This is a genomic window from Alphaproteobacteria bacterium (assembly GCA_024244705.1).
Lineage (GTDB): Bacteria > Pseudomonadota > Alphaproteobacteria > JAAEOK01 > JAAEOK01 > JAAEOK01.
Window position 1 is genome coordinate 43,707 of the sequence record JAAEOK010000115.1, and the last position, 19,492, is coordinate 63,198.

At 64.1% G+C, this 19,492-nt stretch carries 21 protein-coding genes and 2 pseudogenes; 7 read left to right on the forward strand and 16 right to left on the reverse strand.

Annotated features, from left to right (window positions below; genetic code table 11):
• The first annotated feature begins 6 nt into the window (after positions 1 to 6).
• Both GY791_21275 and GY791_21280 read left to right on the forward strand, forming a co-directional pair.
• On the forward strand, positions 7 to 1,302 hold the full coding sequence (locus GY791_21275; protein ID MCP4330928.1) for a cytochrome b: 1,296 nt from the start codon (positions 7 to 9) through the stop codon (positions 1,300 to 1,302).
• The gene (locus tag GY791_21280; GenBank protein MCP4330929.1) at positions 1,302 to 2,069 is read left to right on the forward strand and encodes a cytochrome c1; all 768 of its coding nucleotides are present in this window, start codon (positions 1,302 to 1,304) and stop codon (positions 2,067 to 2,069) included. The genes GY791_21275 and GY791_21280 overlap by 1 nt, the downstream gene beginning before the upstream one ends.
• A 71-nt stretch (positions 2,070 to 2,140) precedes the next feature.
• Here GY791_21280 and GY791_21285 read toward each other — a convergent pair whose 3' ends face one another.
• Positions 2,141 to 2,881, reverse strand: coding sequence for a hypothetical protein (locus GY791_21285; GenBank protein ID MCP4330930.1), 741 nt, complete (start codon positions 2,879 to 2,881; stop codon positions 2,141 to 2,143).
• Positions 2,882 to 3,013: 132 nt separating this feature from the next.
• On the opposite strand from GY791_21285, the gene GY791_21290 reads away from it, so the two are divergent.
• On the forward strand, positions 3,014 to 3,910 hold the full coding sequence (locus GY791_21290) for an S-methyl-5'-thioadenosine phosphorylase (protein ID MCP4330931.1): 897 nt from the start codon (positions 3,014 to 3,016) through the stop codon (positions 3,908 to 3,910).
• Complete coding sequence (locus tag GY791_21295; protein MCP4330932.1) at positions 3,907 to 4,545, forward strand: class II aldolase; 639 nt, start codon at positions 3,907 to 3,909, stop codon at positions 4,543 to 4,545. Before GY791_21290 ends, GY791_21295 begins: the two co-directional genes overlap by 4 nt.
• Before the next feature lie 87 nt (positions 4,546 to 4,632).
• On the opposite strand, the pseudogene GY791_21300 reads toward GY791_21295, so the two are convergent.
• Positions 4,633 to 4,740, reverse strand: a pseudogene (locus GY791_21300) (IS630 family transposase).
• A 123-nt stretch (positions 4,741 to 4,863) separates the two neighbouring features.
• Entirely contained in the window at positions 4,864 to 5,532 is a 669-nt protein-coding gene (locus tag GY791_21305) for a hypothetical protein (GenBank protein MCP4330933.1), read from the reverse strand.
• 145 nt (positions 5,533 to 5,677) lie between these two features.
• On the opposite strand from GY791_21305, the pseudogene GY791_21310 reads away from it, so the two are divergent.
• Positions 5,678 to 5,818: pseudogene (locus tag GY791_21310) on the forward strand (class II aldolase).
• A gap of 34 nt (positions 5,819 to 5,852) precedes the next feature.
• Here the strand turns inward: GY791_21310 and lpxD are convergent.
• The 11 genes from lpxD to rfaD all read right to left on the reverse strand — a co-directional run bounded on the left by lpxD (position 5,853) and on the right by rfaD (position 16,451).
• The gene (lpxD, locus tag GY791_21315) at positions 5,853 to 6,956 is read right to left on the reverse strand and encodes a UDP-3-O-(3-hydroxymyristoyl)glucosamine N-acyltransferase (protein MCP4330934.1); all 1,104 of its coding nucleotides are present in this window, start codon (positions 6,954 to 6,956) and stop codon (positions 5,853 to 5,855) included.
• A gap of 103 nt (positions 6,957 to 7,059) precedes the next feature.
• Positions 7,060 to 8,160, reverse strand: coding sequence for a redox-regulated ATPase YchF (gene ychF / locus GY791_21320; GenBank protein MCP4330935.1), 1,101 nt, complete (start codon positions 8,158 to 8,160; stop codon positions 7,060 to 7,062).
• Between the two features lies 1 nt (position 8,161).
• On the reverse strand, positions 8,162 to 8,800 hold the full coding sequence (locus tag GY791_21325) for an aminoacyl-tRNA hydrolase (protein ID MCP4330936.1): 639 nt from the start codon (positions 8,798 to 8,800) through the stop codon (positions 8,162 to 8,164).
• Positions 8,801 to 8,811: 11 nt separating this feature from the next.
• Entirely contained in the window at positions 8,812 to 9,507 is a 696-nt protein-coding gene (locus GY791_21330) for a 50S ribosomal protein L25/general stress protein Ctc (GenBank protein MCP4330937.1), read from the reverse strand.
• Positions 9,508 to 9,608: 101 nt separating this feature from the next.
• Positions 9,609 to 10,541 carry a ribose-phosphate pyrophosphokinase gene (locus GY791_21335; protein ID MCP4330938.1) on the reverse strand — a complete coding sequence of 311 codons (933 nt, stop codon included), beginning with the start codon at positions 10,539 to 10,541 and terminating at the stop codon, positions 9,609 to 9,611.
• 128 nt (positions 10,542 to 10,669) lie between these two features.
• Complete coding sequence (locus GY791_21340; protein MCP4330939.1) at positions 10,670 to 11,566, reverse strand: hypothetical protein; 897 nt, start codon at positions 11,564 to 11,566, stop codon at positions 10,670 to 10,672.
• Between the two features lie 60 nt (positions 11,567 to 11,626).
• The gene (locus GY791_21345; protein MCP4330940.1) at positions 11,627 to 12,778 is read right to left on the reverse strand and encodes an aminopeptidase P family protein; all 1,152 of its coding nucleotides are present in this window, start codon (positions 12,776 to 12,778) and stop codon (positions 11,627 to 11,629) included.
• Positions 12,778 to 13,563 carry a peptidoglycan editing factor PgeF gene (gene pgeF / locus GY791_21350; GenBank protein ID MCP4330941.1) on the reverse strand — a complete coding sequence of 262 codons (786 nt, stop codon included), beginning with the start codon at positions 13,561 to 13,563 and terminating at the stop codon, positions 12,778 to 12,780. The genes GY791_21345 and pgeF overlap by 1 nt, the downstream gene beginning before the upstream one ends.
• Entirely contained in the window at positions 13,560 to 14,717 is a 1,158-nt protein-coding gene (locus GY791_21355) for a class I SAM-dependent methyltransferase (protein ID MCP4330942.1), read from the reverse strand. The genes pgeF and GY791_21355 overlap by 4 nt, the downstream gene beginning before the upstream one ends.
• Positions 14,651 to 15,505 carry a prolipoprotein diacylglyceryl transferase gene (locus GY791_21360; GenBank protein ID MCP4330943.1) on the reverse strand — a complete coding sequence of 285 codons (855 nt, stop codon included), beginning with the start codon at positions 15,503 to 15,505 and terminating at the stop codon, positions 14,651 to 14,653. The genes GY791_21355 and GY791_21360 overlap by 67 nt, the downstream gene beginning before the upstream one ends.
• Positions 15,465 to 16,451: an ADP-glyceromanno-heptose 6-epimerase gene (rfaD, locus tag GY791_21365; protein ID MCP4330944.1), complete on the reverse strand. Its 987-nt coding sequence runs from the start codon at positions 16,449 to 16,451 to the stop codon at positions 15,465 to 15,467. Before rfaD ends, GY791_21360 begins: the two co-directional genes overlap by 41 nt.
• Before the next feature lie 126 nt (positions 16,452 to 16,577).
• Between rfaD and GY791_21370 the strand changes: the two genes are divergently transcribed.
• Entirely contained in the window at positions 16,578 to 16,886 is a 309-nt protein-coding gene (locus GY791_21370; protein ID MCP4330945.1) for an accessory factor UbiK family protein, read from the forward strand.
• Positions 16,887 to 16,998: 112 nt separating this feature from the next.
• Here GY791_21370 and GY791_21375 read toward each other — a convergent pair whose 3' ends face one another.
• Positions 16,999 to 17,694 (reverse strand): DUF1326 domain-containing protein, encoded by a 696-nt coding sequence (locus tag GY791_21375; GenBank protein MCP4330946.1) that lies wholly within the window; start codon positions 17,692 to 17,694, stop codon positions 16,999 to 17,001.
• Positions 17,695 to 17,722: 28 nt separating this feature from the next.
• On the reverse strand, positions 17,723 to 18,970 hold the full coding sequence (locus GY791_21380) for an MFS transporter (protein MCP4330947.1): 1,248 nt from the start codon (positions 18,968 to 18,970) through the stop codon (positions 17,723 to 17,725).
• Positions 18,971 to 19,282: 312 nt separating this feature from the next.
• On the opposite strand from GY791_21380, the gene GY791_21385 reads away from it, so the two are divergent.
• Positions 19,283 to 19,492 (forward strand): nuclear transport factor 2 family protein (locus GY791_21385; protein MCP4330948.1); only part of this gene is annotated, 210 nt, incomplete at its 3' end.

A 19,492-nucleotide genomic window follows, 5' to 3' on the forward strand; every position in this document is an offset into this window, starting at 1 on the left:
CCGGGAATGAGTGCGTCCTATCTAAACAACCGCTTCGTCAAATGGTTCGATGACCGGCTTCCGCTGATCAGCTTCATGGATCATGAGCTGAACCAATACCCGACGCCGAAGAACTTGAACTATTGGTGGAATTTCGGATCGCTGGCCGGAATCGTGCTGGTCATCCTGATCGTCAGCGGCATTTTCCTGGCGATGTACTACACGCCGGATTCGGAGCAGGCGTTCGACAGCGTCGAACGCATCATGCGCGACATCAATTACGGCTGGCTGATCCGCTACATCCACATGAACGGCGGGACGATGTTCTTCATCGTCGTCTATATCCACATCTTCCGCGGAATGTATTACGGCTCCTACAAATCGCCACGCGAGGTGCTGTGGTGGCTGGGTATCGTCATCCTGTTGTTGATGATGGCGACCGCGTTCATGGGCTATGTGCTGCCGTGGGGCCAGATGAGCTTCTGGGGTGCCACCGTCATCACCAACCTGTTCTCGGCCATACCTTGGGTCGGCGACAGCATCGTGACCTGGCTGTGGGGTGGGTTCTCGGTCGACAACGCGACCCTCAAGCGCTTCTTCAGCCTGCATTACCTGCTGCCGTTCGTGATTGTCGGAGCCGTGTTCCTGCATTTGGTGGCGCTGCATACGACGCGCTCCAACAACCCGCTGGGGATCGATCCCAAGGGTCCGCAAGACACCATTCCATTCAATCCCTACTACACGATCAAGGACCTGTTCGGGCTCGGTGTTTTCCTCATCTTTTATGCCTATTTCGTCTTTTTCGCGCCCGACTTCTTCGGCGAACCGGACAACTATATCGAGGCTAATCCGCTGTTGACACCGCCGCATATCGTACCGGAATGGTATTTCCTGCCGTTCTACGCCATCCTGCGCGCGCTGCCCGCCAATTTCGTCGGCGAGTGGATCGCCTTCGGCTATATCATCATTGACGCCAAGCTGGCTGGCGTCATCGGCATGTTCGCCTCGATCCTGATCCTGTTCGCTCTGCCCTGGCTCGACACATCGAAGGTGCGAAGCGCCAGGTTCCGCCCGCTCTACAAGCTGTTCTTCTGGCTGTTGTTGGTCGATTGTTTCGTCCTCGGCTGGGTCGGGGCGAATCCGCCCGAGGGCCACTTTGTTGCCATCGGACGAATCTCGACCTACTGGTATTTCTTCCACTTCATCATTCTGATGCCGCTCTTGGGCATGATCGAGCGACCTAGACCGCTGCCGACCAGTATCAGCGAACCGGTGTTAGGCGGCGGCGGGGCGGCCGCCGGCGCCACGGCGGAGAAAGCCTGATGCGTAGGATAATGGCGAGCGCAGTTGTGGGGCTGGCCCTGGCCATGGGCGGGGCGGGTCCGGCGATCGCGGCCGAAGGGGTCGAGATCCCAAGCCAGAGCTGGTCGTTCGACGGGCCTTTCGGCACCTTCGACCGCGCCGAGGCGCAGCGCGGACTCCAGGTCTATCAGGAGAACTGCTCGAGCTGCCATTCGCTGCGCCTGGTGTCCTACCGCAATCTGACCGCGCTCGGATACTCGGACGCCCAGATTCAGGCCATCGCCTCCGAGAAGGATGTCACCGACGGTCCCGATGACGAAGGCGAGATGTTCGAGCGCCCGGCGCGGCCGTCCGACCGCTTCGTGTCGCCGTTCCCCAACGATAACGCGGCCATAGCCGCCAATGGCGGCGCAATGCCGCCCGACCTGTCGCTGATCACGAAATCGCGCATTGGCGGCCCGGATTATCTCTATGCCTTGCTGACCGGTTATGAGGAAGAGCCGCCGGCGGATTTCGACCTGCCCGACGGCGCCTACTACAACGAGTATTTCCCCGGGCACCAGATCGCCATGCCGCCGCCCTTGTTCGACGACCTGGTCGAGTATGCCGACGGCACGCCGGCGACGGTCGACCAGATGGCCCGCGACGTGACCACGTTCCTGAGCTGGGCCGCGTCGCCGGAGATGGAGGAACGCAAGACCACCGGCATCAAGGTCATCCTGTTCCTGCTCATCCTGACCGGCCTGCTCTACGCCTATAAGCGCAAGATCTGGGCTGATCTTCATTAAGGCTCGGCGGATTTCGCTAGATTGGGGCTGCCTTCGGGCAGCCCTTTTCAAGTCGGCACGGCCGCGCCGTGCTATCGCCGCGAGACGAGCTGGTCGATGACCCTCTGGGTGATCATGAACGAGTCGCCGCGCGCCTTTGGATAGGCCGATTTCGGCTGCACCCATCCCTGCGCGCTGTCGACATCGGGGAGCGGGATGTGGATGCCGGGATGCTTGGCGAGATCGGCTTCCCGGGTGACGCCTTCGACCTTGCCCTGCTGGATCGCCAGCCGCCTGCCGCGGATACCGGTCAAACAGAACCGCAGCAAAGCGTCCGGGCGTTCGATCACGTCGTGGGTGGAATCCCATTTCAGCGCCCATTTGCCGGCGGCGGCGCCTTCGGCGGGGTTGTCCTGGACGAAGGCGACGATGGTCGCGAGCACGGAATCGACCTCGGCGACGCGCTCGAACACGGAGGTGTCGCGGCAACGCAGCGCATCGTACAGCAGACGCGTCCGACCGGCGAAAAACCATCGCGCCGCCTGGACCTGGTCGACCGGATAGATGCGGTCGGCATAGGTAAACAAGTAAATCGGCGGCATGCGGTGGGCGTTCTCGCCAAACCATTGATCAAAGGCGGGTAGAACTTCGTCGGGCACGCCGCGGATCGCATCGAGCGCCAGGTCGGGCGGCTGCTCGCCCGTGAGCGTGCTGTCGATCGCGTCGATGAAGGGCGCCGCGAAGCGCTCCGCTTGCGCGCTCGCCAGGGCAACCGGCAGGGTGGCGGCGAGGAACACCGCCAAAACCAGGATTCGCACCGGCGATGAAAGCATTGTGGGTCTCCTTGATCGCGTGACCGCCTGTTTAAACATGCCGCGCGGCGGACCTCAATCGACATGCTTGCACCGCCGATCGCGAATTGACAGAGTGCGGCCACGGCGGGCAGCGGAACGGGAACTCGAGCTATGGCAGAACCTGGTACACCGCCGGTGATCGGCGTCATCGGCGGCAGCGGCATCTACGATATTGATGGCCTGAGCGAAGCGGAATGGATCGCCGTCGATTCCCCGTTCGGCACGCCGTCGGACCAGTTGCTGCGCGGCAAATTGGGCGGGCAGGATGTCGTATTCCTGCCGCGCCATGGACGCGGTCATCGCATCCCGCCGTCGCAACTCAACTATCGCGCCAATATCGATGCGCTCAAACGCGTCGGCGTCACCGAGATCCTGTCCTTGAGCGCCTGCGGCTCGCTGCGCGAGGGCCTCGCGCCCGGCACGTTTGTGCTGGTCGATCAATTCATCGACTGCACGTTCGCCCGCGCCAAGTCGTTCTTCGACACCGGCCTGGTCGCCCATGTGTCGATGGCCGACCCGGTTTGTTCACGGCTCGGCGACCGACTCGCGGCGACGGCCACGGAGATCGGCCTCGATGTCGTCCGCGGCGGCGTCTATTTGGCGATGGAAGGCCCGCAATTCTCCTCGCGTGCCGAATCCGAGCTGTATCGCAGCTGGAAATGCGACGTCATCGGCATGACCAACATGCCGGAGGCCAAACTCGCGCGCGAGGGGGAGATGTGTTACGCGACCGTCGCCATGGTCACCGACTACGATTGCTGGGCGCCGGAGGAGGCGCATGTGACCGTTGAGACCATTATCCAGGTCCTGCTCGACAACGCCGACAAGGCGCGCGGTTTGGTCGGCCGGGTGGTGCCGCGGCTCAGCGGCCGTACCGGCGCTTGTCAGGCCGGCTGCCACACCGCCCTCGACAATGCGATCATCACCGCGCCCGAGGCACGCGACCCCGCCATGGTCGCGAAACTCGACGCCGTCGCCGGGCGTGTATTGGGCAGCGACGCGGAATGACCGAGGCCGCCCTGCGCGCGGAGATGACGGTCGTCATGGAGCGGCTCGACGCGCTCGGCCTCAACCGTGGGTGCAGCGGAAATTTGAGCGTCCGGTTCGGCGACGGTTTCTTGATAACGCCCTCGGGCGTACCGCCTGCCCAAATCGACGGCGCTTCGATCGTGGCGGTCGGCGGTGACGGCGAGTGGGACGGGGCAGGGCGCCCGTCGAGCGAATGGCCGCTGCATCGCGATGTCTACGCGGCGCGGCGCGACGTCGGCGCCATCGTCCACGTCCATTCCCCGTTCGCGGTGGCGCTCGCCTGCGTCGGTCGGGACATTCCGGCGTTCCACTACATGATTGCGATCGCCGGCGGCGACACCATCCGCTGTGCGCCCTATGCGACCTTCGGCAGCGCCGAGCTCGGCCGCCTCGCCGTCGCCGCGCTCGAGGGCCGTCGAGCGTGCCTGTTGGCCAATCACGGCATGGTCACGGTCGAGACGGACCTCGAAGGGGCGTTCGGCATGGCCATCGAAGTCGAGGCCCTGGCCGAGCAATACTGGCGAGCGCTGCAGATCGGCGAACCGGTCCTGCTCGACAGCGCGGAGATGAAACGGGTGGTCGACAAGTTCACCGATTACAAACGCGGGACCTAAAGCGTTTTCCGTTTAATCTGAAGCATAACCGGCAGCCTTGAAGAAATTCCAACACTCTGCGGAGTGGAAGAGGGTGCAAACGTCACCGATGGCGGCAATGAGGTCGTCGTAGGTTCTGGCGCCGATACCTCGGAGGTGGGCCTTGAGTTTTGAGAGGGCCTGCTCGATGGGATTGAAATCGGGGCTGTAGGGCGGCGCCGCCGCCTGGCGGTAAATTCGGTAGTGCCGCTCCGAAACGCAAGAGGGTGGGCTCGATGTGACGCTGGCCTTGGCGCGGCCCTATTGTGCAGGGCGGAGGTTGGCCGATCGGAGGGACGATCACTCTGATGGCGCGCCCGGCGGCGGAACCGAGCACAGTTCGAGGGGCTCATCGAAGAAGCCGTCGGCCTTGCAGTCGAGCGCAAGGAACTCGGGCTCCTGCTGGCGGATCGTTTGCGGCAGGTAAGGGTACTCGGACAACAACTGCTCGGCATATCGCTCGGTTCGTCCGATCGGGTCGACGTAGACGTCCACGAAGACGAACGTTGGACGGCTGAATCTCAGGTTGCCGATATAGGTGACCTCGCCGGGGCGCACGGTGAAGGCGAATGTATTCTCCTCCATCGCGAACTTGACGTCACCGGCTCCGGCCTTGGCCAGGGCGTAAGTGCCCGCGGGAATGGGCTGGAGCAGAAGCTCGGTGTGACCATAGACCGTGCGCCCGTCGAACCAGTTTCCGCGGCTCATGCTCTGCACCACGCTCCCCTTCGCGGGACGCCTCCACAGCCGCTTCTCGGAATCGAACTCCCAGAACTCCATCGTACGGACACCTTCGCGCGGCGCAAAAAAGCTATCGTCGTACTCGAACCCGACGATCAGCACGCCGTCATCCTCGGCCAGGCGAAGATCCCGTTCAGCGCTGCTGGCATGATGCTCGGTCTTGTAGGAGGCACAGGCCGCCGTCATGCCCAGCATGAGAATCGTCAAGACGAGGCCGTAGGGTTTCATCCGGCACTCCCTCTCCACTGCTTCCGTTCGACACATCCCGGACCGGGCCCGGATCGCCTCGGCGAAGGTCCCGTCGCCCCGCTGGACAATCCTAGATTGGCCCGGACGGACCGATGCGGCAAGTGTTTCGGCTCGCACTGTCGCCATGGCCATCGAAGTCGAATCTTTGGCCGAGCAGTATTGGCGCGCGCTGCAGATCGGCGAACCGGTCCTGCTCGACAGCGCGGAGATGAAACGGGTGGTCGACAAGTTCACCGATTACAAGCGCGGGTCCGGCACGACCTAGGCCGACGGGGCCCGGCCGGCGCCGAGCCCATTCACTACGTTTCGCCGTCGCCGCTTTTCTGCTCCAGCTTCTTGACCCGGTCGGCCAGCTCGCGCAGGCGTTTGGCCGCGCCCGACAGCTTGACGATATGGGTCTGCTTGATCCGGGCGAAGAAGTCGGCCGCCGGCACCGCCGGATAGCCCATGGTGACGGTGCGCGGGGGCACGTCGCGCATGATCGTCGACCGCGCGCCCAGGTTCGCATCATCGCCGATCGTAACGTGGTCGACGATGCCGACCTTGCCGGCCATGATCACGCGGTCGCCGACGGTGACACTGCCCGAGATGCCGACATGACCGGCGAGCAGGCAATTCTCGCCGATGACCGTGTTGTGGCCGATCATGACCTGGTTATCGATCTTAGTGTTGTTGCCGATGCGGGTCTCGCCCACCGTGGCGCGGTCGATGGTCGAACAGGCCCCGACCTCGACGTCGTCGCCCATCACCACGGTACCCAGTGAGTGGACGCGCCGGATATCGAACAGGAACGGCTCGACCTCGCGCGCGTGAATGTAGGAACTCGTCTGCGGCGCGCCGGGCAGGGCGAAACCGAAACCGTCGGCGCCGATCACCGCGTTGGAATGCAGAATGGCCCGGTCGCCGATGTGCACGTCATGACCGATGCGCACCCCTGGATGGATCAGGCAGCCGGCGCCGAGCCTCGCGCCGGAGCCGATCGCGACCTGCGACAGGATGCGGGTGCCGGCGCCGATCTCGACATCGGGGCCGATCACCGTGTGGGGACCCACGGCTACATCCGCCGCCAACCGCGCGCTGTCGTCGATCACGGCACTCGGATGAATTCCCGGCTCGATCGCGGGCTCGGGTGCGAACAGCGCGGTCAGCGCGGCCAGGGCGGTGCGGGTGTCGTCGACTTCGACGATGCCCCGAAACCGTTCCGGCGACACCGTCACCGACGATGAGACCATGACGGCGATCACCGGCGACGCCAGCACTCGGTCGAGGGCGGCCTCGGAGAAGACGAGCGCGAGGTCGCTCGCATCGGCAGCCTGATCCGGGTGGGCCGGGCGCGCGATATCTATCTCACCGTCACCAATGAGATTGCCGTCGAGCGCGCGCGCGATATCGACCAATTTCATCGCTTGTTCGCGTCCTTAAATTTCCTCGTCAAACACCGGCAAGATAGCATGCACGCCCGCCGCCGCGACACCGGCGAGACCCCGGGCCAGAGCGTCATGCGCCCTAGACATTGAAGCGGACGAGTAGAACATCGCCGTCGCGCACGACGTAGTCACGCCCTTCCTGGCGCATCTTGCCGGCCTCTCTGGCGCCTTGCTCGCCGCCGCAGGCGATGTAGTCGGCACAGGAAATCGTCTCGGCACAGATGAAGCCGCGCTGGAAATCGGTATGAATGCGACCCGCCGCCGCCGCCGCCTTGGTCCCGTCGACCACGGTCCAGGCGTGGCTCTCTTTGGGACCGGCGGTGAAAAAGGTTATCAGATGGAGTAGCGCGTAGCCGGCACGGATGACGCGATGCAGCCCGGGTTCCGCCAGGCCGAGTTCTTCGAGAAATTCGGTCTTCTCGGCGGGCGATTCGAGCTGCGCCACCTCGGCCTCGATGGCAGCCGAAACGACGACGCTGGCGGCACCCTCCCGTGCCGCGCGCTCGGCCACGATGCGCGAATAGTCGTTGCCGTTGGCGGCCGATCTCTCGTCGACGTTGCAGACATAGAGGACCGGTTTGGCGGTCAGCAATTGCAGTCCGCGGAAGGCAGGGCGCAGGTCAAGCGCCAATTCGACCGAGCGTGCGGGCATGCCGGCGCGAAGCGCGGTCAGCGCCGGTTCGATTGCGGCGAGCGCGCGCCGGGCTTCCTTATCTCCGCCGCGCGCCCGCTTGATGACCACCTCGTGCCGGCGTTCGAGGCTGTCGAGGTCGGCCAGCATGAGCTCGGTTTCGACGGTCTCGATGTCGCGTTCCGGGTCGATCGAGCCCTCGACGTGGTGGACGCCGCCGCCGTCGAAGCAGCGCACGACGTGGGCGATGGCCTCGACGCCGCGAATATTGGCGAGGAACTGATTGCCGAGCCCCTCGCCCTTGCTGGCGCCGCGGACGAGGCCCGCGATATCGACGAATTCCAATGCCGTCGGGACGACGCGCGCCGATTTGGCCAGCCTGGCGATGGCGTCGAGCCGGTCGTCGGGGACCGCGACCCGGCCGACATTCGGTTCGATGGTGCAGAACGGATAGTTGGCGGCGTCCGCGATGGCGGTCGCCGTGAGCGCGTTGAACAGGGTCGACTTGCCGACATTGGGCAGGCCGACGATGCCGCAATTGAAGCCCATGTCAGACCGCCGTGTCGGTTCCGGGTCCGACCGTGTTGGGTGGAGTCTTGAGTGTCTCGTCGGGTTTGGCGAAAGGCCTGGTCGCGATGGAGACGCGGTTCATGAATTCTCCGTCGTCGCCCATCGCAAGCAACGGTGCCGCCTCGCCGACGGCAGCCAGCAGGGCGTCCAGCCAGCCCTGATCGGCCTTGGCGAAATCGTGCAGCACATAGCTGTGTACGCGATTTCGATCGCCGGGATGACCGATGCCGAGACGGACCCGCCGATAGTCGGCGTCGATATGCTGGTCGAGGCTGCGCAGGCCGTTGTGCCCGGCCGCGCCGCCGCCTCGCTTGACGCGGACCTTCGCCGCTGCGAGGTCGAGCTCGTCGTGGAACACCACGATGTCGGCGGGCGCGATCTTGTAGAACCGGGCGGCGGCCGCAACCGATTGACCGGACCGGTTCATGAACGTCAGAGGCTCGAGCGCGAGAACCTTCTTGCCGTCGAGTTTGCCCTCGGCGATCAGCCCCTGAAAACGCGATCGGAACGGGCCGAACCTGTGGCGGCGCGCGATCTCGTCGACCGCCATGAAGCCAATATTGTGCCGGTTCCGGGCATGTTTCGTACCGGGATTGCCCAGGCCCACGAAAAGCAGCATGACGACGCGGATCAGTCCTCTTTGGACTCTTCGGCGGCTTCCCCTTCGGCGCCCTCTTCGCCTTCGCCCTCTTCGCCTTCGCCCTCTTCGCCTTCCTCGCCTTCCTCGCCTCCTTCGTCTTCCTCTTCCTCCTCGACCATGAGGGTCGGTGCGGCGATGGTCGCGATGGTGAAGTCGCGGTCGGTGATCGTCGGTTCCACACCGTCAGGTAGATTGATATCGCTGATGTGGACACTGTCGCCGATATCGAGACCGGCCAGGCTGATGACGATAACCGAGGGGATGTTGCCGGCGGAACAGTTGAGCTCGATGTCGTGGCGCACCACGTTGATCACGCCGCCTCGCTTCAGTCCATCGCTTTCCTCTTCGTCGACGAATTCCACCGCCACGTCGACATTGATTCGGGTACGTGCGCTCACGCGCAGGAAATCGACATGGAGCGGCCGGTCCGAGACCGGGTGGAATTGAACATCGCGCGGCAACACCTGGTGTTTGGCCTTGTCGACCTCGATGTTGAACAACGTGCTGAAAAACCCGGCCCGCTGCAGGTAGCGGTCGAGCTCGCGCGGCTCGAGGCTGATCATCACCGGATCCTTCTTGTCGCCATAGATCACCGCCGGCACCCGGCCGGTACGTCTGATCGCCCGGGCGGCCCCCTTTCCGGCCCGGTCCCGCAGCTCCGCTGCGATTTGTTGTGTGTCTGCCATTATCGACTCCTCTAGAAAACGATCGGCGACAGTGGCCGCCCTCTCATCGACGCCGGCCTCCAGGGGTGTCGGCGTCAGCCAAATCCATGTCCCCAAAATCCCTAATGAAACAGACTGGAGACCGATGTTTCTTCGCTGATACGGCGCATCGCCTCACCCAATAGCGGGGCAATCGTCAGCTGCCGCACGTTATCCGACACCCGCACCGCCTCCGTCGCGGTGATGCTGTCGGTGGTTACCATATACGCGAGCGGCGATGAGGCGATACGGCCGACGGCGCCCCCGGATAGGACGCCGTGGGTGACATAGGCGCCGACGCTCTCCGCGCCGTCCGCGATCAGCGCCGTCGCCGCGTTGCACAGCGTACCCGCCGAATCGACGATGTCATCGACCAAGATGCAGCGCCGTCCGCGGATCTCGCCGATAACATTCATCACCTCGGAATCGCCCGCGCGTTCGCGGCGCTTATCGATGATCGCGAGTTCCGCGTCAAGTCGTTTCGCGATGGTGCGAGCCCGGATCACGCCGCCGACATCCGGCGAAACTATAACAATATTGTCGTGTCCGAACTGCTCTTCGATGTCATTGGTGAAAACCGGCTCGGCGGTCAGGTTGTCGAGAGGGATGTCGAAGAAGCCCTGGATCTGTCCGGCATGCAGATCGAGGGTCAGGACCCGGTTGGCGCCCGCCGTGGTTATCAGGTTGGCGACCAGTTTGGCCGATATCGGCGTTCTGGGTCCGGTCTTGCGGTCCTGGCGGGCATAGCCGAAATAGGGCAGGACGGTCGTGATGCGGCGGGCCGAAGCGCGCCGCAGCGCGTCGACCAGAACCAGCAATTCCATCAGGTTGTCGTTGGCCGGGAAGGACGTCGATTGGATGACGAAAACATCCTCGCCGCGAATGTTCTCCAAAATCTCGACGAAGATTTCCATGTCGGAAAATCGCCGGATGGTCGCCTCGGTCAGTGGCAGGTTCAAATAGGCGGAAATTGCCTCGGCGAGAGGCCGATTGCTATTGCCTGCGATCAATTTCATGGCTTTCCCCCGAGCGCCAGTCCGCCGGCAATCGAATTCTGCGAACCCCCTGAGCGGGCGCAAAATCTATCAGCCTCGTCACGGACTGTAAACTTCGAACCCGGCCGCCCCGGCGGCCATTGGATCGGCTATTCGGCGGCCCCGTCCGCGGCGTCGGCGTTGGCCAGGAGCAGCGCGTGGACGCCCTGTACGGCACCCTCGGCGATAAAGAACGCGGCATCCCCCCACGCACCGTCGAGCGTGCCCTTGGGGATGACGTTTTCTTGCGTGATGACGCCGATCTCTTGGCCGCCCGGATCCACGACCTGCCAATTGAGGGCGATCCGCTCCATGTTTTCCGGCTCCGGCGCGGCGATATAGTGGCCCGTCACCGTGAAACCACCCTCGGTGGTCTTGGTGACCTCGTAGCCGTTCTTGGTGAACAAATACGTCACCAACGGCGGCAGAACCTTGGCCCCGTCGCCGGGCGCGTTCGTGAGGCCCGCGAAATGGACCTTGGTTCGTTCGCCCAGCAGCGCTTGCTCGCCCATATCGACCTGGATCAATCCGGCCACCTCGGGGACAATGCGATTGGCTAGACCGTTCATGGCCGAAGGCTCCGCCGTCGCCCACGACCCCGGCGGCACGACCCCGGCGGCGACGCCGCTCCCGATCAGCGTTCCGCCATGCTCATAGAGGTCCCAGGTGATCTCGACATCGACGCCGTCGGCGTCGGCCGCCGTGGCGTGGCCGCGGGTCTCCAGAATCTGGCTGTCCTGATTGCCCGCCCCTTCGCCGCTGCCGGCCGGCACGTTGGCCGCTTGAAGGGCGGCGACCAGCGCTTCGGTCAGTGCCGCCGACTGCGAGGAGTCGATACCTTCGACCCGACCGACGACGATGCCGGCGCGGTCGGGCAGATAGAGCATCGCCGCGTCCTTCTCCGGCTCCGGCCGCAACACCCAAAATGGATTCTGCTTCTTGTCGCAGGCGCTCAACAGTGCCGCCGTCATAGATATCGCGACCAGCACGAGGATTAGAGCGCGCATGTCGCCAGGACCCCGAGCAGGCAGAACAGCAGAAAGAACAACAGGTGAGGCATGACCGGCTCAGTTGACGACGAAATCGAGCGCGGACCGAGACAGGCGCTCGTTGCCCGCCGCCGTGACCTCGACCGTTTCGCCAATGCTCATCGCCAATCCCGCCGGACTATCGAAAATGATGATGTGAATGAAAAACACCATCCCCGGCTCGGCGACCACCGGGTTGCCGTGATAGAACATCGGCCAGTCCATCCAGTTGGGGGCGAAGGTCGTACCCATGCTGTAGCCGCAGGCGTTCATCCGGTGTTCTTGCATGCCGGCGCCGTCGATGATTGCGGCATGGGCGTCGAAGACCTCGCCAATCGGTCGCCCCGGTCTCAGGGCGGCGCGGGCCGCGGCCAGGGATCCGGCGGCGACCTCGTACATCTCGCGCTGGCGCGCCGGTGGCTCGCCGATCCGCACGGTGCGCATGAGACAGGCATGGTAGTGCCGATAAACGCCGGCGAATTCCAACGTCAACTGGTCCTCGGAATCGAGGTGCCTGCGGCCGCTGAAATAGCGGCAGAGCAGGGAATCGTTGCCCGAGCCGATGATGAATTCGTTGCCGGGTTCATCACCGCCGCCGCGATAGATGGCGCCGTGCATGGCGGCCAGGATGTCGCCCTCGAAGGCGCCGGCGACCGCCAGTCGGTTGGCTTCGTCGAGCGCATCGTCGGCCAGCGCCGCTGCCCGGCGGACGTATTCGATCTCGCTCTCGCTTTTGACCAGGCGTAGCCGGCTGACCAGGTCGGAGCCGTCGACGAGTGTGCAGAAACCATCGAGCGCCGCGTTCAGCCGCAGCGCGTTGCGCCCGGTCAGGCCATAGGCTTCGTACTCGACGCCGAGCCGTTCACCGGCGCAGCCATGAGAATCGAGCATCGCCCGCAGGTCGTCGGCCGGTGTCGCGCCCTCGCGATCGACCCAGATCCGGATATCCTCGATGACCGACGTATGTTGGGCTTGGCGCAAATCCGGGGCGCGGGTCAGCAACGTCATGGTCCCGTCGGCACCGAGATAGAGGCACTGAAAATAGACGTATCCGAAGGTGTCGTAGCCGGTCAGGTAGTACATGCTTTCCTGACGGAACATGAGCAATCCGTCGAGCCCGGCCTCGGCCATGGCCGCGCAGGCGCGGCGCTGACGCTCGGCGAATTCCGCCGCTGTGAAATGTAGAGCCATCAATCCCTCAACATTATGAGTGACAAATTGCGGCCGTAATCACCACCGCCGTCGTGGCAGGTTCGCCGATAACTGAAAAATTCACCCGCTTCGGCACAGGTGTCGCGCGCTACCACCGATACCCGGGCGAGGTCGAGACGTTGCAATCGATACTCCACATAGCCCGGAAGGTCGAACAGGTAATGGCCGGCGCGCGCCGCCGGTCGGAAGAACCGGCTATTGGCGGCGTCTTGATCGAGGAACGGCCTTGGGAACTCCGAGCCGACCTCATAGGATTGGGGGCCGATACAGGGTCCGACCGCGGCACCGATGCGCTCCCGCCGGGCGCCACGGGCAATCATCGCGTCGATTGTCGCCTCGACGATGCCGTCGACCGCGCCCCGCCACCCGGCATGGGCGGCGCCGGCGACGCCGGCCTCGGCGTCGGCGAACAGGACCGGCGCGCAATCGGCGGTCAGGATGCCGATCGGCAGGCCACGCCGGACCGTCACCATGCCGTCGGCGCGGGGACCCTCGCCGGGTTCCCAGGCGCCCTCGACCTCGACCACGCGATTGCTGTGGATCTGGTAAGCGGTCGCGGCTTCGCAGTCATCTTGGCCAAGCGCGCGTATGGCGCGGCCACGGTTCTCGCGTACCGCTCCGCGGTCGTCGTTCGATCCATAGCCGCAATTGAGCGAATCATAGATGCCTTCGCTGACGCCGCCGCGACGCGGGAAGAATCCATGGACGACGCCATCCATTTCCGATAATGCGGGCGCAACCAACGGCTCCGGCGCTTCGCTCATAGTACCTCCTCGAACCCGGCGGGGGCGGATGCATTCGCCCCCGTGACCGCCAAGACTTTGAACAGGGTGCCCATTTCTCCGGCGTGAATCAATCGGTGGAGCGCGGCGTCGACGGCGGCGGCCTGGTCGGCTGTCGTCGCCGTGGATTTGAGCCGGTCGGCACGCACCTGGAGGCCGAGACGCAGCAAGAACAGACCCTGCGCGATCGGGCCCCAGGGCCTGGCGCCGGCCTCGCTCGCGGCCCGGCGCAGCGTGCCGAACGCGACATGGCTGGAGAGGTCCGCGGTGCCCGGCGCGTCGAGCGGATCGTGGTAGGCGTGCCGCCGTACCGCTTGCAGCGTATCGCCCGCCGCCATGTCGCCGTCATGGCCGTAATCGATGAACAAGGCCGCGCCGCCATGACGCCGGCACCGCTGGGCGACCGCGGTCACGATTTCGGTCCGCGCCGGACCGATCTCGTAGATATCGCCGACTGCCGCCGTGTGGATGGCTTCGGCCAATGGGGCGAGCGCCGGCGACGGCGTGGCGTCGGTCCAGGCCAAGCGGTCCGCCACTTGGTCGAGGCCGACCGCCCGCTCCCGCCAGCCCGCCGCCGTGCGCACCATCTGGTGGACCGGCAAGGCATCGAGGAATTCGTTGGCGATCAGCACCAGGGGGCCGGCCGGCACGGTGCCCAGTTCGTCGTGCCAGGCCGGATCGAATTCGCCAAGCCGTTCCCGCTGGCTGGCCCGCAGCGCCTGGTTGATCTCGACCAGGTGGAGCTCGGCCGCATGCAGAAAATCCGGCGACAAACGGGCGGCGCGCAGGGCATCGGCCATCAGCGTGCCGCGGCCGGGGCCCAACTCGATCAATCGAAACGGCGCCGGCCGGCCCATCTGCTGCCAGGTGTCGACCGCCCACAGGCCGAGGAGTTCGCCGAACATCTGGCTGATCTCGGGCGCGGTCACGAAATCGCCGCCGGCGCCCAGCGGGTCGCGATCGCGGTAGTAGCCATCGGCGTCGGCGGAGAGAATCTCGGCCATGAAGCGGGCGATGCTGACCGCGCCTTCGGCGGCGATCATGCGTCGCACCCTGGTCTCGATAGGGGTCACACGCGGCGCAGGCTCCACAGCATCATCGCTCCGCCGATCAGGACCATCGGCAGCGATAGCCATTGGCCCATGCTGAGGCCGAGCGCCAGCGTGCCGAGATGGGCATCGGGTTCGCGGAAGAATTCGACGACGAAGCGGGAGACGCCATAACCGGCGACAAACACGCCGCTGACGAAACCGGAGCGCTCGCGGAGCCGGGTCGTCATTTCGATCGCGAACATGATGAGGAACAACAATAACCCCTCGAGTGCCGCCTCGTAGAGTTGGCTGGGGTGACGCGGGATAGCGCCGCCGGCGGGAAAGATGATCGCCCACGATACGTCGCTCGCACGCCCGAACAGCTCGCCATTGACGAAGTTGGCGATGCGCCCGAAGAACAGGCCGATCGGCACCGCCATGCAAACCAGGTCGCCGAATGTGGTGAAGCGAACGTGAAGTTTGCGCGAATAGAGATAGATCGCGAGCACCACGCCGAGCAGGCCGCCGTGGAACGACATCCCGCCCTGCCACAGATAGAGGATTTCGACCGGATGCTGGAGGTAGTAGCCAGCGTTGTAGAAGACGACATAGCCGAGGCGCCCGCCGAGGACGATACCGAGCGTCGCCCAAATCAGGAAATCGTCGACCTGGACCTTGGTCGTGAATTTCGGCGAGCGGGTCGCCAGCCAGCGCATGTAGAGCCAGCCGAGAACGATCCCGGAGATATAGGCGAGGGCGTACCAGCGGATCGCCACCGGCCCGAGCCGGACCGCGATCGGATCGATGTCGGGAAAGTTCAGGACCAGGGGAAGCACAGCGGCGGATCCACGCTCAGCGATAGGGGTCGTCGGTGTCGAGGCAATCGCGGACATAGCGCGCCACACCGTCGGCGAGCGGCGTCGCGGGGCGATCGTAGCCGGCGGCGCGCAGGCGCGCCATTCGCGCCTCGGTGAAATATTGGTAACGGCCGCGCAGGACTTCCGGCATGTCGACGAAATCGATCTGCGGGTCGCGGCCGAGCGCGGCGAAGACCGCGTTTGCAAGGTCGGCGAAGCTGTGCGCCGTGCCGGACCCGATGTTGAACAGGCCGCTGACTTCCGGGTGGTCGTAGAGCCACAGCGTCATGTCCGTGCAATCGTCGATCCACACGAAATCCCGCCGCTGATCGCCGTCCGCGATATCGTCGCGATAGGAGCGGAATAGATGCGTGCATCCGCTGTCGACGATCTGCTCGTAGATTTGCGGCACCATGCTGCGCGCGTTGCCCTTGTGGTATTCGTTGGGCCCATAGACGTTGAAAAACTTGAGCCCGACCCATTGCGGCGGCCGCGGCGCGTCCGACGCGACCAGGCGCGCAACGCGCCGATCGGTCAGGTGCTTGCTCCAGGCATAGAGATTGAGCGGCCGTAGGCGTGCCAGCGCCGCCGGCGTGCCGTCATCGTCGAAGCCAAGGTTGCCGTCGCCGTAGGTCGCGGCCGAAGAGGCATAGATCAAGCGGGTATCGTTCGCCGCGCACCAGTCCCAAAGCGCCGTGGTAAAGCGAAAATTGAGCTCGATCACGAGGTCGGCGTCGGTTTCCAGCGTGCTCGACCGCGCACCCATGTGAAAGATCGCGTCGACTTCGCCGCCCTGGTCGTCGAGGAAATCGAACAGGTCCTCCGGCGGAACGATGTCGGCTAGGTCACGCTTGGCGACGTTGCGCCATTTCTCGTCCTGGCCGAGAAAATCGCACAGCACGAGATCGGCCCCGCCGCGGTCTTCGAGCGCGGCCAACAGATTGGAGCCGATAAAGCCGGCGCCGCCGGTGACGATGATCATGGGAGCCAATTACCGATCGCGATAGGGCGCCTTTATAGGGTTCACGACCCGGTGCGGCAAGCGAGGTGGCTTGCGTGAACTACATGCCACCCCATATCTTTAGGCAGACACGAGAGGACCCGAATCATGCAGACACAGAACCGGTTGCTTGATGACCTGGCGCGGGTCGCCAACGGCGCCATCGGCACGCTGAGTGGCGTCAAGGGCGAGATCGAGGCAATCGTCCGCCAACGCCTGGAGACAGTGCTCGCCAATATGGACCTGGTAACCCGCGACGAGTTCGATGCCGTCAAGGCGATGGCCGCCAAGGCGCGAGAGGAGCAGGAGGTGCTCACCGCGCGCGTCGCCGAGCTCGAAACGGCGTTAGCGGCGCGAGCCAAGCCGGCGGCCAAGAAGAAGGCGGCGCCGCGGCGCAAGCCGGCGGCGAAGGGCTGACGCCCGACGTCACGGGTGGCGTACAACGGTGCGTCGACGGCCGCTCGCCCAGCGGCGATGTAGCGCGACTGGAGACGCAGTCTGTACGAGATCGCGGAGGTGCCGCCGCCAGCTACCTCAAAGGCTCGCGCCAGGTGAACGGGTCGGGCCCACGTAAGTTGAACGCGATGTGTTTGGACGAGCGGTTCGACCAATCCCAGTTGCGGCCGAAAACCCCGGTCACGATATTGCGCAGCGCCCGTCCGACCGTGATGTAGCCGGGGGTCACTTCCGGCCGCGGCGCGTTGTAGATGCGGCAGGTGTCGTTCTCCGGCACCATGTATTTGCGGAACGGGCCGCCGAGGCCGTCGACAAGCCCGGGCATTTCGACCCGCCATTCCTCATCGCTGTGGCTGACGTTCATCGGCACGAAGTCGACGCCGTCAACCTGGATGGTCAGTTCGCGCCAGGCGGCAAAAATGCCGCCAGCCTTGCCGGTGAAGATTGCTTCGAGGGCGTCCCGCTGTTCCGGGTTGGCGCGGTCGTCGATGAGGAAACCGAATTCGCGGTTCTTCTCCAGCGCGTTGCCCTCGAAATGCACGACCAGGACCGCCGCCAATCCGCCGTCGAGCGACAGCTCGCCGAAATTGCCTTGACGGATCAGCCAGGTCAGCACGGCCTCGCAATAGCCGTGTGTCGGGTCGGAGCCGAAATTGCAGGGACAGCCGACGGCGCAATTGCACAAATCCCACCAGTCGCCGGCAATGCGCCATTCGATGGCCCCGGCGTCTTGATTCTTCGCATTCGGTTCTGTCGCCGTGGCACCCATGTCTATGGTCCTCGTCCCGCACTGGAACTCATGAACCGCCTTGATCGAGCGCCCGTACGTCGCCCTGGCGCCACAGGGTGGCGATAAAGATCAAGGCAATCACAAAACTCGCGATGCCGGTTATGAAGGGCAGGCGCGCGTCGATCGTCATCATGGCGCCGCCGGCGAACGAGATTATTCCTGAGCCGAGGGTAAACAAGGCGATCGAGACGCCCATGACCCAGCCTTGTTCGTCGTCCCCGGCGCTCAGGGAAAAGAGCGCAAGCATCGTCGGATAGGCGAGGGCGAATCCGAAGACGATCGGGACGACCAGGAAGTAGGAGAGCAAGGGGATCCCATTGAACACGAAGACGGTGAGCGAAACCGCCATCAGCGCCACGGCAAAAGCCACCAGGGGAATCTTACGGAAGCGCGCGCTCAACGGTCCGGCCAGCACGCCGCTGGCAAAGGCCATCACGAGGCCGAAGACGGTCATCAGGATGCTGTTCTGAAAGGTGTCGAATTGAAAACGCTCGATCGTGTAGTCGTCCAAATAGATGAAAAACGCATTGAGACCGAGTTCGGCGAAAAAGAACACCGCCGAAATCTTGAGGATCGTTGGGCGCCGACGAACCCGCCACAGGTTGAGAAAAACCTCACTCAGTCCGAAGTCGATCTTGCGCCGCTCCGTCCTCGCATCGTGATAAAAAAACAGTACGAGCACGAGCGCGAGAAAAACCAGGGCGGTCGCGCATATGAACGGCAGTTCGAGGGTCGCGTAACGCCCCATCACGGCAGAATCGCTCAACAGTCCGGCGATCAGCGGGCCGGCGACCAACCCCAGTGCCGAGGCCGCCACGACCTTGCCCATATTTCGGGTCCGTTCCTCGTCCGTCCGGCTGATATCCACCAAGGCGGCCTGCGCGATCGGCTGATTGCCGGCGGTAAATCCCGAGATGGCCCGGCCCAACAGCAACAGGTAGAAGTTCGAAGCCTCGATGGCGATCACGGTCAGGACATATCCGACCAGCGCTCCGAGCAGGCAGATTTCTATGCCCCTCTTGCGGCCGATATAGTCCGAGAGTTTCGAAATGTAGGCGGCGCCGAAAAACCAGAAAACATAGAAGATTCCGATCAACAATCCGTACAGCAGTTCCCGCGTGCCCTGAGGCGTCCCGGTCGGCAGGAACGTGCTCGACGGATCGATGAGCAATGTGTTGACGATGGGAAGAATGAGCCCCTGTCCCATGACATCGACGAAGACGACCAGCAGGAGCGAAAGGCGCAGCATCAGCATTGTGTATCCCCCAAGAATGCCGTCGCCAAAGTCGCGATCATCGGCAGCCGCTGCCGGGCGAATTCCGCTTTACGGATGAGGACTCCCCAGTTTCCGTCCCCGACAAAGGAAAACAGTAGCATATGGAGCATATCCGAACGACCGCCCGATAATGGCGACAGGCGACCATTCCCGGACCGCGCCGAAAGCTGGTTCTAGCACGCCGGGCACGCGCCCGGGGTCTCGATCGGGACCGACGCGGCGCCGGATGGGCGACGAAATCGGCTACCATTGGTAAGATCAATTTCCCCTGAACACGCCGGAGTTCGCATCGTGAGCAATGAAAGCACCAACAAAGAGATCTTGAAGACCGCCTACACCAAGTGGCACGACACCAGGGGCGGCAGCGTCGATCATTGGCTATCCATCATGGCCGATAAGATCGATTTCAGATCCTTGGCCGACGGAGAAGGCGGTTTGAATTTCACCAAGTCGGTCGAGTCGCGGGCGGACATGGAGGGCTATTTTGCCGGCCTCAGCGAC